This window comes from Paraplanobispora takensis (genome assembly GCF_016863195.1).
In the GTDB taxonomy this organism is placed as follows: Bacteria; Actinomycetota; Actinomycetes; order Streptosporangiales; family Streptosporangiaceae; genus Planobispora; species Planobispora takensis.
This window is the reverse complement of record NZ_BOOK01000018.1, coordinates 1-13,774: the sequence shown is the minus strand read 5'-3', so window position 1 is coordinate 13,774 and position 13,774 is coordinate 1. Positions and strand designations below refer to the sequence as shown.

The 13,774-nt window shown below is 73.0% G+C and carries 12 protein-coding genes; 7 read left to right on the top strand and 5 right to left on the bottom strand.

All coding sequences use genetic code 11. From position 1 onward, the window contains the following. The first annotated feature begins 23 nt into the window (after positions 1-23). The 3 genes from pcaB (at position 24) to Pta02_RS13575 (ending at position 3,345) form a co-directional block, all read left to right on the top strand. Positions 24-1,382, top strand: coding sequence for a 3-carboxy-cis,cis-muconate cycloisomerase (gene pcaB / locus Pta02_RS13585; RefSeq protein ID WP_203875153.1), 1,359 nt, complete (start codon positions 24-26; stop codon positions 1,380-1,382). Between the two features lie 66 nt (positions 1,383-1,448). Further along, a complete protein-coding gene (locus tag Pta02_RS13580) occupies positions 1,449-2,252 on the top strand; it encodes an IclR family transcriptional regulator (protein ID WP_203875152.1) in 804 nt (267 codons plus the stop codon). Positions 2,253-2,352: 100 nt separating this feature from the next. After that, positions 2,353-3,345: a LacI family DNA-binding transcriptional regulator gene (locus Pta02_RS13575; protein ID WP_373872370.1), complete on the top strand. Its 993-nt coding sequence runs from the start codon at positions 2,353-2,355 to the stop codon at positions 3,343-3,345. A gap of 144 nt (positions 3,346-3,489) precedes the next feature. Here Pta02_RS13575 and Pta02_RS13570 read toward each other — a convergent pair whose 3' ends face one another. Beyond that, positions 3,490-4,434, bottom strand: a complete 945-nt coding sequence (locus Pta02_RS13570; RefSeq protein ID WP_203875151.1) for a GlxA family transcriptional regulator — start codon at positions 4,432-4,434, stop codon at positions 3,490-3,492. A gap of 72 nt (positions 4,435-4,506) precedes the next feature. Between Pta02_RS13570 and Pta02_RS13565 the strand changes: the two genes are divergently transcribed. Continuing rightward, a complete protein-coding gene (locus Pta02_RS13565; protein WP_203875150.1) occupies positions 4,507-5,397 on the top strand; it encodes a Rossmann-fold NAD(P)-binding domain-containing protein in 891 nt (296 codons plus the stop codon). Here the strand turns inward: Pta02_RS13565 and Pta02_RS13560 are convergent, their stop codons facing one another. Then, positions 5,398-6,651 (bottom strand): MFS transporter, encoded by a 1,254-nt coding sequence (locus Pta02_RS13560; protein WP_203875149.1) that lies wholly within the window; start codon positions 6,649-6,651, stop codon positions 5,398-5,400. Positions 6,652-6,746: 95 nt separating this feature from the next. Here Pta02_RS13560 and Pta02_RS13555 point away from each other — a divergent pair, with 95 nt between their 5' ends. Both Pta02_RS13555 and Pta02_RS13550 read left to right on the top strand, forming a co-directional pair. After that, on the top strand, positions 6,747-7,730 hold the full coding sequence (locus Pta02_RS13555; RefSeq protein WP_203875148.1) for an ArsR/SmtB family transcription factor: 984 nt from the start codon (positions 6,747-6,749) through the stop codon (positions 7,728-7,730). 164 nt (positions 7,731-7,894) lie between these two features. Further along, positions 7,895-8,158 (top strand): hypothetical protein, encoded by a 264-nt coding sequence (locus tag Pta02_RS13550; RefSeq protein ID WP_203875147.1) that lies wholly within the window; start codon positions 7,895-7,897, stop codon positions 8,156-8,158. Positions 8,159-8,266: 108 nt separating this feature from the next. Here the strand turns inward: Pta02_RS13550 and Pta02_RS13545 are convergent, their stop codons facing one another. The 3 genes from Pta02_RS13545 to Pta02_RS13535 all read right to left on the bottom strand — a co-directional run bounded on the left by Pta02_RS13545 (position 8,267) and on the right by Pta02_RS13535 (position 11,434). Beyond that, the gene (locus tag Pta02_RS13545; RefSeq protein ID WP_203875146.1) at positions 8,267-9,157 is read right to left on the bottom strand and encodes a carbohydrate ABC transporter permease; all 891 of its coding nucleotides are present in this window, start codon (positions 9,155-9,157) and stop codon (positions 8,267-8,269) included. Continuing rightward, entirely contained in the window at positions 9,154-10,041 is an 888-nt protein-coding gene (locus tag Pta02_RS13540; RefSeq protein ID WP_203875145.1) for a carbohydrate ABC transporter permease, read from the bottom strand. Before Pta02_RS13540 ends, Pta02_RS13545 begins: the two co-directional genes overlap by 4 nt. Before the next feature lie 100 nt (positions 10,042-10,141). After that, the gene (locus tag Pta02_RS13535; RefSeq protein WP_203875144.1) at positions 10,142-11,434 is read right to left on the bottom strand and encodes an ABC transporter substrate-binding protein; all 1,293 of its coding nucleotides are present in this window, start codon (positions 11,432-11,434) and stop codon (positions 10,142-10,144) included. Between the two features lie 430 nt (positions 11,435-11,864). Here Pta02_RS13535 and Pta02_RS13530 point away from each other — a divergent pair, with 430 nt between their 5' ends. Continuing rightward, positions 11,865-13,664: an ABC transporter ATP-binding protein gene (locus Pta02_RS13530; RefSeq protein WP_373872374.1), complete on the top strand. Its 1,800-nt coding sequence runs from the start codon at positions 11,865-11,867 to the stop codon at positions 13,662-13,664. The last annotated feature ends 110 nt before the right edge of the window (positions 13,665-13,774 follow it).

Below are 13,774 nucleotides of genomic sequence, written 5' to 3'. Positions count from 1 at the left end.
CGCGCATCGCGCCGGAGGTGACCATGACCTCGTCGCAATCGGACGGGCTGTTCTCGGGGACGTTCTCCCGGGGTGGGGCGGCCGCGGAGGCGTCGGACTCCGGATGGCTGGCGGCGATGCTGGACGTCGAGGCCGGGCTGGCCGCCGCGCAGGCCGGGCTCGGCCTGATCCCCGCGGAGGCGGCGGAGGCGATCGGCAAGGCCTGCGACCCCGGCCTCTTCGACGTGGCCGGGCTGGGCCGCCGGGCCGGTCCGGCGGGCAACCCGGCGATCCCGCTGGTCGCCGCCCTGCGCGAGCAGGTGGAGCCCGGCGTGCGGCGGTTCGTGCACTACGGCGCGACCAGCCAGGACGTCAACGACACGGCCGCGATGCTGGTCGCCTGCCGCGCCCTCGTACCGATCCTGGCCGATCTGGAGGCCTCGGCCGAGGCGTGCGCCGGGCTCGCCGCCGGGCACCGCGACACCCCCATGGCAGGGCGTACCGTCCTGCAGCACGCCGTACCGATCACCTTCGGGTTGAAGGCGGCCGGCTGGCTGAGCGCGCTGGACCGGGCGCGGGCCCGCCTGGACGGGCTGAGCCTTCCCGTCCAGTACGGCGGGGCCGCCGGGACGCTGGCCGTCCTGGGCGAGCGCGGCCACGAGGTGCCGCCGCGCCTGGCGGCCGAGCTGGGCCTGGCCGAGCCCCTGCTGCCGTGGCACACCGACAGGGGACCGGTCGCCGAGCTGGCCTGCGCCCTCGGCATGGCCGCCGGGACGCTCGGCAAGATCGCCACCGATGTGAAGCTCCTGGCCCAGACCGAGGTCGCCGAGGTGGCCGAGCCGACGGCACCCGGCAGGGGCGGCTCCAGCGCCATGCCGCACAAACGCAACCCGGTGGGCGCGATGTCCGCACTCGCCTGCGTCCAGCGGGTGCCCGGCCTGGTGGGGTCGGTGCTCGCCGGGATGGCCCAGGAGCACGAGCGCGCGGCGGGACCGTGGCAGGCCGAGTGGGAGACGCTGGGCGAGCTGCTGCGCCTGACCGGCTCCGCCGCCTCCTGGCTCCGCGAGGTGCTGGAGGGGCTGACGGTCGACGCCGCCCGGATGCGCGCGAACCTGGACGCCACCCGGGGGCTGCTGATGGCCGAGCGGGTCGTCGCCGCACTCGGCGGCTCCCCCGCCGCCCGCGAACGGGTGGACGCCGCCTGCGCCCGGGCCGTCGAGGAGGACCTCTCCCTGCGCGACGCCCTCCTCGCCGATCCCGGCACCGGCCTGTCCCCCGGGGAACTGGACTCCGCACTCGACCCAGCGGCCCACCTCGGCTCCGCCGGGGTCTTCGTCGACCGGGCCCTCGCACGGGCACGCGGCTGGGACCACGGCCACGGCCACCGGCGCGCCGGAGCCTGAGAAGGCGGGCCCCGGGTGGGACCGGTGGCGGCGTTAAGGTTCGATCGGAACGACAGGAGGGCGCAGATGGTCGAGTCCGTTGACCGCAGCTCGGATCACGTGCAGTCGCTGGCCAGGGGGCTCGCGGTGATCCGGGCGTTCAGCGCGGCCGCGCCCGAGCTGACGCTCAGCGAGGTCGCCCGCGCCACCGGCCTGACCCGCGCGGCGGCCCGCAGGTTCCTGCTGACGCTCGTGGACCTCGGCTACGTGCGCACCGACGGGCGGCTGTTCGCCCTGTCCCCGCGCGTCCTGGAGCTCGGCTACGCCTACCTGTCCAGCCTCTCCCTGCCCGAGGTCGCCGAGCCGCACCTCGAACGGCTCGTCGCCGAGGTGCACGAGTCGGCCTCGGTGGCGGTGCTCGACGGCGAGGACGTCGTCTACGTCTCCCGGGTGGCGACCACCAGGATCATGCGGGTGACGATCAACATCGGCACCCGCTTCCCCGCCCACTGCACCTCGATGGGGCGGGTGCTGCTGGCCTGGCTGCCCCCGGAGGAGCTCGACGCCTACCTGGAGCGTGCCGAGCTGCGCGCCTTCACCTCCAAGACCGTCACCGAGCCGGCCGCGCTCCGCGCCGAGCTGGCCAAGGTCCGCTCCCAGGGATGGTCGATGGTCGACCAGGAGCTGGAGGAGGGGCTTCGCTCGATCGCCGTACCGCTCAGGGAGCGCTCGGGCCGGGTGGCCGCGGCCATGAACGTCTCCTCCCACGCCAGCCGGACCACCGCCGAGTCCGCCCGGCGCGACCTGCTGCCGCACCTGCTGGCGACGGCCGCCCGGGTGGAGGCCGACCTGCACGCCACGGGCGCCAGGGGCACCGCGCTGTCCCGCTGAGCGTTCCCGTACGGCGGGCGCCGGATCCGGAGAGCGCTCCCTCGGGACGGGACCGGATGACAACGTTGTCCACCGGCCCGGCCTGGGTGATGATCGGACGGTGGCAGACAGTATGCGGGGGCGTCCCACGATGAAGGACGTCGCCGCCGCGGCCGGGGTGGCGCTCAAGACCGTCTCGCGGGTCGTCAACGACGAACCCGGAGTCAATCCGGCCACGGCCGAACGGGTGGTGGCCGCCATCGCGCAGCTCGGCTACCGGCGCAACGAGAGCGCCCGGGTGCTGCGCCGCGGCCGGACGGCCACCATCGGGCTGGTGATCGAGGACGTGGCCGACCCGTTCTACTCGGGGATGAGCCGCGCGGTGGAGGACGTGGCGCTCCGGCACGGCTCGCTGGTGCTCAGCGGCTCCTCCGGTGAGGACCCCGTGCGCGAGCGCGAGCTCGTGCTCACCTTCTGCGCGCGCCGGGTGGACGGACTGATCATCGTCCCCGCCGGGACCGACCACGACTATCTGCTGCCCGAGCTCGACGCGGGCATCGCCGCCGTCTTCGCCGACCGGCCGGGCGGGCTGGAGGCCGACACCGTCATCTGCGACAACGCCGGCGGCGCGCACGCCGGGGTCGGCCACCTGATCCGGCACGGCCACCGCCGGATCGCCTTCCTCGGCGACAGCGCCTCCATCTTCACCGCGAGCGAGCGCCTGCGGGGCTACCGCCGGGCCCTGGCCGAGGCGGGCCTGCCCGCCGACGGGTCCCTGATCGCGATGGGCCCCGCCGATCGGGCCGGGGCCGCGCTGTGCGCGATGCTCGCCGCCCCCGACCCGCCCACAGCGGTCTTCACCGGCAACGGCCGGATCACCGTGGCCGCCCTGCGCACCGGCCACCGCCCCGCCCTGGTGGGCTTCGACGACTTCGAGCTGGCCGACGTGCTGAGGCCCGGCGTGACCGTGGTGGCCCAGTCCCCGGACGGGCTCGGCCGTACCGCCGCCGAGATGCTCTTCCGCCGCCTGTCCGGCGAGCCGGGCCCCGCGGAGCGGATCCAGCTGCCCACCCGGCTGATCCCCCGCGGCTCCGGGGAGATCCCCCCACCCTGACCAGCGCCCCGTCCCCAGGCCCGGGAATCCCCGGAGAGCCCCGAGATCCGGGAACCGCCGGAGAGTCCCGAGGACGGCGCATCCGGTGAATCCTGCGTCCGGCGGGACCCTGCGTCCGGCGGGACACCGCCCCGGCGCCCCGCCTCAGCGCTCCGGCCGGTGGAAGCTCGCGCGGTAGGCGCGGGGCGTGAGCCCCACCCGGCCGACCAGGTGCTTGCGCAGGGAGTCGGCGCCGCCCAGCCCACTGCGCCAGGCGATCTCGTCCATCGCCAGCTCGGTGCTCTCCAGCAGCTCCCGCGCCCGGTCGACGCGCCGGTGCAGCAGCCACTGCAGGGGGCTGAGCCCGGTCTCCTCGCGGAAACGGCGGGTCAGGGTGCGCACGCTGGTGCCGGCGTGCGCCGCCAGGTCCTTCAGGGCCAGCGGACGGTCCAACCGGGCCAGCGCCCACGCCCTGGTCTCCGTCAGGGAGGTGCCCCGCTCGGGCGGCATCGGGGTCTCGATGTACTGGGCCTGGCCGCCCGGCCGCACCGGGGAGACGACCGCGGCCCTGGCCACGGCGTTGGCGGTGGCCGCCCCGCAGTCGAGCCGCACCAGGTGCAGGCACAGGTCGATGGCGGCGGCCGCGCCCGCCGAGGTCAGCACCTGACCGTCGTCGACGTAGAGCACGTCGGGCCGCACCTCGACCGCGGGATGGCGGGCGGCCAGCGTGGCGGCCAGAGCCCAGTGGGTGGTCGCCGGGCGGCCGTCCAGCAGGCCCGCCTGCGCCAGGACGAAGGCGCCGGTGCACAGCGAGGCGATACGCGCCCCGGCCGCGGCCGCCTCCCGCAGCGTCTCCAACGCGTCCGGGTGGGCGGGCTCGCCGCCGCTGCCGACCGCGATCACGGTCTCGGCCCCGCGCGCCGCCCCCAGGCCGTGCGGGATGAACAGGTCGGGGCCGCCGGCCGTGGGCACGATGCCCGGCTCGGCCGTACACGCCCGGAGGTCGTAGAGCGGGGCGCCGTCGACCTCGACGCCGCCGAACACCATGTACGGGATGGAGACGTCGAAGCTCATGACGGGAGTCACGACGACGAGGGCGATGCGATGCATTGGCCAGATCTTCCGGATAGCTGTCATTCGGGCCACTGCCGCCAGCCTAGAGGCCTCGGGCACCGTGGGGCCATGACCTTTCACGTGATCATCGGTGCCGGTGCCGCCGCGGCCCGCACCGCCCTGCTGCTCGCCGCCGAGGGCGAGCGCGTCAAGATCCTCAGCCGCAGCGGTGCCGGGCCCGACCACCCGCTGGTCGAGAAGGTGAGCGCGGACGCCGGCGACGCCGACCGGCTCACCGGGCCGCTGGAGGGGGCGGCCACGCTGTTCGGCTGCGCCGCGCCGCCGTACCACCGCTGGCCGCAGGAGTTCCCGGCGCTGGCGGACGGGATGCTGACCGCCGCGGCGCGCACCGGCGTGCCCTACGTCATGCTGGGCAACCTGTACGGCTACGGCCTCGTCGACGGCCCGGTCCGTCCGGAGCTGCCGCTGCGGGCCACCGGGCCCAAGGGCTCGCTGCGGGCCCGTCTGTGGCAGGAGGCCGCCGCCTCCGGCGTCCGGGTCACCGAGGTGCGGGCCGCGCAGTTCTACGGCGCCGGCGCGGTGTCGGTCTTCAGCCTCATGGTCCAGCCCCGGGTGCTGGCCGGCGCGCTCGCGCTGGTCCCCCAGGAGCCGGACCTGCCGCACAGCTACTCCTCCATCGGCGACACCGCCCGCACGCTGGTCGCCGCGAGCCGCGACGACCGCTCCTGGGGGCGCGCCTGGCACGTGCCGGCCGTCACGCCGTCGGCGCGCGAGCTGGCCGCCCGGCTGGCCGTACTGGCCGGCGCGCCCGTGCCCCGGCTGGAGCAGCTGACCGAGCGGGATCTGGCGCTGCTGGCGCTGACCGACCCGTTCTGGGCGGAACTCGGCGAGGTGCTGGAGACTCCCGGCCTGCCGTACGTCTCCGACTTCACCGACACCGAGAAGCTCCTCGGCCTCACGGCCACACCGGTGGACGAGGTCCTGGCCGAACTGCTCTGATCACGCAACCCGGGTCCCGTCGCGTTCGGCCGGGTCCCACCGCAGCGAGCGGCGCAGGGCGAGGGAGCCGAGGATCACCGCGACCCCGGCCAGGGCCATCGCCGAATGCGGTGCCGTCAGCTCGGCGGCCAGACCGGCCAGCGCGGCGCCCGCCGCCTGGCCGGTCATCATTCCCGCAGACACCAGCCCGAACGCCTGTCCCCTGACCGGTTCGGGCGTCACGTCCACGAACCGCCGCTGCAACCCGAGGCTGTAGGAGCCGCCGGCCGCCGCGGCGAGTACGGCGATGGCCACCGTGCCCGCGAGCCCCGGCCGGAGGACGAACCCGAGCAGCGGCACGCCCGCCGCCACCGCCAGGGGCAGGGCCAGCCGCTCCCGCCCCCGCGGGGACACCAGGCGGCCGACCGCGACGTTGCCCAGGGCCAGGCCGAGCGAGGCGGCGGCGAGCGCGATCCCCGCCGCAGCGCCCAGGTACGGGATGAACACGGCCTCCGCCCCCGTCACGAACGACACCGGCAGCCACTGGGCCAGCAGCAGCCCGCGCACCCGCGCGTCCGCCAGCAGGTCCCGGTTGGCGCGCAGGGTCTCCCGTACGGCCCCGCCCGCGCCCCTCCCCCGGGCGGGGATGTCGCCGAGCCCGAGCCGCAGGACCAGCGCGGCACCGGCCGACAACCCCGCCGTGATCACCAGTGCCCCGCCGGGACCGGCGGCGGCGAGCACGCCGCCGCCCAGCGCGAGCCCGCCGACCTGCGCCCCGGCGGCGGTGAGGGTCAGCACCGACCGGCCCAGCACGAACGCGTCGCCCGGCAGCAGCTCGGGCAGCAGCGCGGTGCGGGCCGCCCCGAAGACGGGCGAGAACAGGCCGGTGCCGAGCACCAGCGCGAGCATCGCCCAGACCGGGAAATCGGGAACGGCCAGCAGCAGGCAGGTCGCCGCCCGGAGCAGTTCTCCGGTGATCATCAACGTCCGGGGACGGATCCGGTCGGCCAGCGAGAGCAGGAAGGTGCCGCCCACGATGTACGGCAGGAAGCCCAGCATGTACGCCGCCGCCGACAGGCCGGGCGATCCGGTCCGCTCGTGCACCAGCGCCGCCAGCGCGAGCATCTTCACCTGGTCGCCGGCGACCAGGAGCGCGAAGCTGCCGAACAGGACCCGGAACTCGCCGACCGCGAAGAGCTCGCCGTAGGTCGCCCCGCGCCCCGCCGCGGAGGTCGTCTCCGGGGTCTTCTCCGGGTTCTTTTCCGTGGAGGCCATGGGCACGATGCTGGGACGGCCCGGGACACCGGCCTAAGCTTTCGGATATCTCCGAAACATCGCTCCCATGAGGCCGGGGCCGCGGAAGGAGGCCGGTGACCTACCGGATCGAGGTCAGTTCGCAGGACATCATGGCGAGCAGGTTCGCCGTCTCCAAGCTCATCATGACCAAGACCGCGCTCTGGGTCCTGTCCGGCAAGAAGGGGGCCGGGCCGTGGCGGGCCTGGGCCGACGGCGTGCGGGAGCCGTACGAGCGGCTGCTGGCCGCCGAGCCGGGGCTGCGGGCGATGACGGCGCTGTTCCGGGACCACCGCTACAACGCCGACTTCCCCGCGCCGCCGCCGACCGGGGTGAACCCGCCGATCGAGGAGGAGCTCGCGGTCGTGCGGGCCACGCCGGTCGCGCAGGCGCACGACGAGATCGCCCGGAACCTGGAGGGGATGGCCCGGCCGCCGGCCGCCGTCCTGGAGACCCTGCTCTCCCCGGACGTCGTGACCCTGGTCGCCGACGGCCTCCAGCGGGCCTGGGAGGAGATCGTCGCCCCGGCCTGGCCGCGCTTCCACGCGATCCTGGAGCGGGACGTCATCCAGCGGGCCGGGCGGCTGGCGGCGTACGGCTGGGCCGCGGCCCTGGACGATCTCGCGCCCAAGGTGCGCTGGCACCCCGACGGCGTCATCGAGGTCCGGTCCGTCACCGACGAGACGTACCGCCTCGACGGCCGGGGCGTGCTGTTCGTGCCCACGGTGTTCCCCACCGGGGTCGGCTCCTACTTCGAGCACGCCTGGCCGTACGCGCTCATCTATCCGGCGCGCGGCACCGCGATCCCGCACGAGCCCGCGGACGGCCTGTCCGAAGTGATCGGCCGGACCCGCGCCCGCGTCCTGCTCGAACTGACCGTCCCGGCCACCACCACCCGGCTCACCGTCCTGCTCGGCCTGAGCCTGGGCACCGTGGGCGGCCATCTGGCGGCGCTGCGCGGGGCGGGCCTGGTGGCGGGCGCCCGCACCGGCCGGAGCGTGCTGTACCACCGCACCGCCCTGGGCGACGCCCTGGCCGCCGCCGACCCCGGCGGCCCGTGAATTCCGTTCTTCCGTGGCCGCTGTGCGTCGTGGGGCCACGGGGATAAACTCTGTTGATCGGCGCGATATTCGGCACGAATCAGCGCGCCGGGTGCGTATTAGTGCATAGAGCGGAATTAACCGGCTTCCTATGGTGAGAATCCATCTCACGGAAGGAAGAGATCATGCGCAAGCTCCTCGCGAGCATCGCCCTCGCCGCTTCCCTGGTCCTCGCCGGTCTCGCCGCCAGTGCCCCCGCCCAGGCGAGCACCGCCACCACCACCGGCGCCGTCACGGTCAGCGAGACCGCCGGCTGCCCACACGGCTACTACTGGCACAAGCACTGGTACAAGAAGTGGTACAAGCCCGGCCACTGGTGGAAGGGCCATTACCACAAGAAGGGCCACTGGCACTACTACTACAAGTGGCACTGCCACAAGAAGGGCTGAGCCCCGCAAAAAAGGCCCGCCGACATCCGATCGGCGGGCCTTTTTCCGTCTGGAATGCATCGAAGCCTTTTTCATCCCCGGCGGCACACTCGGAGCCTCCGCCCCGGCTCAGCCCTTCAGGGAGCCGGCCATCAGGCCGCGCATGAAGAAGCGGCCGAGGATGACGTAGACGATCATGGTGGGGACGGAGGCGAGCAGGGCGGCGGCCATCTGCTGGCTGTAGGGGACGGTCTGGGCTCCGGCGATGTTGTTGAGCATGACCGTGGTGGGCCAGCTCTGCGGGCCGGTGAGGAAGACGGCGAACAGGAAGTCGTTCCACAGTGAGGTGAACTGCCAGATGATCACGACCGCGAAGGCCGGGCCGGACAGCGGCAGCACGACCGAACGATAGGTCCGCAGCATCGTGGCGCCGTCGACCCGGGCGGCCTCGATGACCTCGTCGGGGATGGTGACGTAGTAGTTGCGGAAGATCAGCGTGCAGATCGGGATGCCGTAGACCACGTGCGCGAGCACCAGGCCGGGGATGCCGCCGTAGAAGACCCCGTTCAGCCCGGTGAGCTCGTTGAGGTTCACCAGGAGCTGGACGAGCGGGATCATGACGCCCTGGTAGGGGATGAACATCCCGAACAGGAACAGCGTGAAGACGATGTCCGCACCCGGGAAGCGCCACTTCGACAGCACGTAGCCGTTCATCGAGCCGAGCGCCGCCGAGATCAGCGCGCCGGGCACGGTCAGCAGCACGCTGTTCCAGATGCCCGGCGCGAGCTTCTCCCAGGCCACCCGCCACGGCTCGAACGTCCACGTCTCCGGCAGGGCCCAGGCCCGGGACGGGTCGGCCTCGGTCAGCGGCTTGAAGCTGGTGACCAGCAGCACGTAGACCGGGGCCAGGAAGATCAGCACGAAGGCGAGCAGCACGGCCAGCCGGACCCCGCGCACCCACTGCACCCGCCGGGCCGCCCGCTCGTGGGCTCCCCGGGTCCGTACGGCGGTGGCCGTCATGACCGCCTCTCCTTCCGCAGCGACCAGACGAGATAGGGGACGACGAAGATGCTCACCGCGATCACGATGTAGGCCGCGATGGTGGCGCCCTTGGCCGGGTCGTGGGCGTCGAAGACCGCCACCCACATGAACACCGCGGGCACGTCGGTGATGATCTGCTTGCCGGAGACCGCGACGATCAGGTCGAAGGCCTTGAGCGAGATGTGGCCGAGGATGATGAGCGCCGACAGGGTGACCGGGCGCAGCAGCGGCAGCACGATGCGCCGGTAGACGTCCCACTCGGTGCAGCCGTCCACCCGGGCGGCCTCCCGCAGTTCCTCCGGCACGCCCCGGAACCCGGCCAGGAACAACGCCATGACATATCCGGACATTTGCCAAATTGCAGGGATGGCCATCGCCGCCATCCCCCAGTCCGGATCACGGAACCACTGCCACTGCAGGAACTCCAGCCCGAGGTTGTCGAAGAGCCGGTTGAGCCCGACCGCCCGCTCCCCGGTGCCGGAGTTCATCAGCCAGCGCCAGACGACCCCGGTCGCCACGAACGAGATCGCCATCGGGAACAGATAGATCGCCCGGAAGGTCCCCTCGCCCCGCAGCCCCTTCTCCATCAGGAAGGCCAGCAGCCAGCCCAGCGCGAGCGCCCCGCCCACGAACACCACGGTGAAGACGATCGCGTGGTTGACCGACAGGGACCAGCGCTGCTGGTCCCAGATCCCGATGAAGTTCTCCAGCCCGACGAAACCGCCCTCGGACACCTCGTCGTGCTTGTCGGTCATCGCCAGCCGGAAGTTCCAGCCGAGCATGCCGTACACGAAGACGGCGATGGCCACGATCGACGGCGACACCAGCAACAGGCCGGGCAACCACCTGCGCACACGCGTCAACTGACATCCCTTTCCCGGTCACGGCCCGCACCCGGCGGGCGCCCGAACTCCACCGGCGCCGGAGGCCGGCGCCCCCCGGCCGAGGGGCGCCGGCCGCGGGTCACTGACCGGAGTTCTTCGCGGCGTCGGCCAGCGCGGTCTGCAGCGCCGCCACGTCCTTGGACTGCTGGAACAGGCCGACCGCCTCGTTGATCGCGGTCCGCCAGGCGTCGTTGACCGTCACGCCGTGCTGGATGGAGCCGGCGAGCTTGTTGCTGCCCCAGTCCTTCAGGGCGTCGGCCAGGTAGTCGGTGTACAGCGAGGTGTCGGCGTCCTTGCGGGCCGGGATCGAGCCCTTCTTCGGGTTGAAGGCGTCCTGGCCCTCCTTGCTCGCGGCCACCTTCAGCCAGGCCACGGCCCCGTCGCGGTTGGGCGCGCCCTTGGGCAGGGTGAAGCTGTCCGACAGCCACATGAACGTGCCGCCGGTGCCGGGCGAGGGCGCCCAGTCGAAGTCGGTCTTGGACGTCTTGCCCAGGCCGCCGTCCGGCGGGTTGTGGAAGTAGCCGTAGGCCCAGTCGCCCATGATGTTGAAGGCGGCCTCGCCGTCGGCCACCTGCTTGGCGGCCGGCTGCCAGTCGTCCTGCGGGTCTCCGGCGTAGGACAGGATCGTCTTGTAGTCGTTCAGCGCCTTGGTCATCGCCGGGCCCGACCAGTCGGAGTTCGCGGTCCACAGCTGGTTGTAGGCCTCGGTGCCGAGCGAGCCGAGCAGCACGCTCTCCAGCAGGTGCACGGCCGTCCACTCCGAGCCGATCGAGAGCGGGACCTTGCCCGCCTGCTTGACCTTCTCCAGCGCCGCGATGAACTCCTCGATCGTGCCGGGCACCTCGGTGACGCCCGCGTCCTTCAGCACGCCGGGGTTGAACCACATCACGTTGGAGCGGTGGATGTTCACCGGCACCGAGTAGATCTGGCCGCCCACGCTGATCTGGTCGACGAGCTGCTGCGGGAAGACGTCCTTCAGCTTCAGCTCGTCGTAGAGGAAGTTGACCGGCTCCAGGTCACCGGCCTTGATGTAACCCTGCAGCTCGGCGCCCGCGTGCCCCTGGAAGGTGTCGGGCGGGGTGTCGGCCTGGAGCTTGGAGGTCAGCAGGGCCCGCGCCTTGTCACCCGATCCGCCGGCCACCGCCGCGTCGAAGAAGGTCAGGCCGGGGTTCTGCTTCTCGAAGATCTCCTTCATGGCCTTCAGGCCGTCGGCCTCACCGGGCCCGGTCCACCAGGAGAAGACCTCCACCTTCTTGGCCGCGTCCGCCTGCGGGCTCTGCGCGGCGCCGTCGTTCCCGCCGCCACCGCACGCGGTCAGCGTCAGCATGCCCGCCACGGTGACCGCGACGGCCGCCATCCACCGTCGTCGCATAGCTTCAGTCCCTCCTGGGTCGTCGTTCCGGCGCAGTGCGCCGCGTTCCCCCGAGAAAGGTGACAACGTTGTCAGTAGGGCAATCAACCCACCTCGCACCGAGCGGCGTCAAGGTGTGTGCAGATAACGTCTGCGCCACACCATCCGAAAACCCCGCGAAGCGCAGGAAACCCATCCGCCTCCGCCGCACCGGCGGTCCGGCCGGGTGGGTAATAAGCCGTGGCGGACTGTCGGTGGCGCCGCTCACACTGCTGGTATGGCGGACACCCCTTCGGGCACCTCCCCCGGAGTTCCCCCGGCCTCCCCCGGAGTCTCCCCGGCCTCCTCCGGCTCGGGCGCCTCCCCCGACGTCCCCCCGGCCTCCCCCGCCGACCCCGATCCCCAGATCGGCGAGCTGAACCTCTCCGACTGGCACGCCCACGCCGACAAGATGGCCGGCGTCGGCTTCCTGACCATCGCCCGGCGGCTGCCCGCGCTCATCGCCCAGGCCGTACGGCTGGCCTGGCGGGCCAGCCCCCGCGACACCCTCACCACGATCGTCCTGAGCACGCTCGGCGGCGTCTTCACCGCGTTCGGGCTGCTGGCCACGACCGGGGTCCTGTCGGCCCTGTTCGAGGCGGGCCCCACCCCCGAGCGGGTCAAGGCCGCCCTGCCGTCCCTGATCCTGGTGGGCGTGGCCGCCACCCTGCGCACGCTGGTGCAGGCGGGCGCTGGCTGGGCGCAGTCCCGCCTCGACCCGCAGGTCGGCAGGATCGCCGAGGAGCGGCTGTACGGCCTGACCAGCCGGGTCGAGCTGGCCTCCTTCGACGACCCCGACTTCCACGACGCGCTGCAGCGGGCCAGGACCCGGGGCGTGTCCATGGCCGACGCGGTGGTGAGGATGGCCGTCGACGTGCTGACGGCGGCCATCGGCCTCGTGGCGGCCGCGGGCGTGCTCGGCGTCCTGCACCCGGTGCTCCTGCCCCTGCTGGTGCTCGCCGTCCTGCCCGACGCCTGGGCCGCCGTCCGGACGGCGCGCATGCGCTACACCACGATGTACGCCCTGATCCCCGCGCACCGCCGTAAGTGGATCATCGCCGAGCTGCTCGCCGACCGCGATCCGGCCGCCGAGGTGCGCTCGTTCACCATGCGCGGCTTCCTGATGCGGATGTACGACGCGGTCTCCCGGGCCGAGCAGGCCATCCTGCTGAAGCTGGCGCGGCGGCAGACGGTGGCCAGGCTGGTCGGCGAGGGGCTCAGCGGCCTGGGCACGGCCGCGGTCTACGTCGCGCTCGGCCTGCTGCTGGCCGTCGGGGCGGTGCCGCTGGCCGTGGCGGGCACCGCGGTGCTGGCCATCCAGTCGGGCAAGGGCTCCCTGCAGAACCTGATGTACGCCACCAACCGCCTCTACGAGGAGGGGCTCTACTTCACCGACTTCCTCGACTTCTGCTCCGACGCCGAGACCCGGCTGACCGGCGAGCGCACGTCGCAGGTCCCCGCGTCGTTCGAGCGGATCGGCGTCGACGACGTCACCTTCACCTACCCGGGGGCCGACGACCCGGCGCTGAAGGGGGTCACGATCCACATCGACCGCGGCGAGGTCATCGCCCTGGTCGGCGAGAACGGCTCGGGCAAGACCACCCTGGCCAAGATCCTGTCCGGGCTCTACGCGCCGGACAGCGGCCGTGTCCGGTGGGACGACACCGATCTGGCCGGGGTCGACCCCGACCTGCTCCGCCGCAACATCGCGGTCATCGCCCAGGACCACACCCGCTGGCCGCTGACCGCCAAGCACAACATCGACATGGGCACCGACAAGGGCGAGCCGGCCCTGGTTGCGGCGGCCGAGGTCGCCGGGGCCGACCAGGTGGTGGCCGAGCTGCCCTACGGCTACAACACCCTGCTGGACCGCCGCTTCAAGGACGGGCAGGAGCTGTCGGGCGGCCAGTGGCAGCGGATCGCGGTCGCCCGCGGCTTCCACCGCGACGCTCCCCTGCTGATCTGCGACGAGCCCACCGCGGCCCTCGACGCCCGGGCCGAGCACGCCCTGTTCGAACGCGTCCGGCGCCACTCCGACGGCCGGACCGTCCTGCTCATCACCCACCGGCTGGCCAGCGTGCGCTACGCCGACCGGATCTACGTCCTGGACCACGGCAAGGTCACCGAGCAGGGCACCCACGCCCGCCTCATGGACCTGGGCGGTCTGTACGCCGAGCTCTACACCCTGCAGTCCCGCGCCTACTCGGCCTGACCGGTGCGGCGCCCTCGGGATACGGCCGGCGTTCCCTGAGGTACGGCCGGCGTTCCCTGAGGTACGGCCGGCGTTCCCTGAGGTACGGCCGGCGTTCCCTGAGGTACGGC

Coding starts and splice junctions, on each gene's coding strand:
- Pta02_RS13580 (WP_203875152.1), top strand. CDS start 1,449: ATGGTCGAGTCCGTTGACCGCAGCTCGGATCACGTGCAGTCGCTGGCC.
- Pta02_RS13530 (WP_373872374.1), top strand. CDS start 11,865: ATGGCCGGCGTCGGCTTCCTGACCATCGCCCGGCGGCTGCCCGCGCTC.
- Pta02_RS13570 (WP_203875151.1), bottom strand. CDS start 4,434: ATGCATCGCATCGCCCTCGTCGTCGTGACTCCCGTCATGAGCTTCGAC.
- Pta02_RS13550 (WP_203875147.1), top strand. CDS start 7,895: ATGCGCAAGCTCCTCGCGAGCATCGCCCTCGCCGCTTCCCTGGTCCTC.
- pcaB (WP_203875153.1), top strand. CDS start 24: ATGACCTCGTCGCAATCGGACGGGCTGTTCTCGGGGACGTTCTCCCGG.
- Pta02_RS13565 (WP_203875150.1), top strand. CDS start 4,507: ATGACCTTTCACGTGATCATCGGTGCCGGTGCCGCCGCGGCCCGCACC.
- Pta02_RS13545 (WP_203875146.1), bottom strand. CDS start 9,157: ATGACGGCCACCGCCGTACGGACCCGGGGAGCCCACGAGCGGGCGGCC.
- Pta02_RS13535 (WP_203875144.1), bottom strand. CDS start 11,434: ATGCGACGACGGTGGATGGCGGCCGTCGCGGTCACCGTGGCGGGCATG.
- Pta02_RS13560 (WP_203875149.1), bottom strand. CDS start 6,651: ATGGCCTCCACGGAAAAGAACCCGGAGAAGACCCCGGAGACGACCTCC.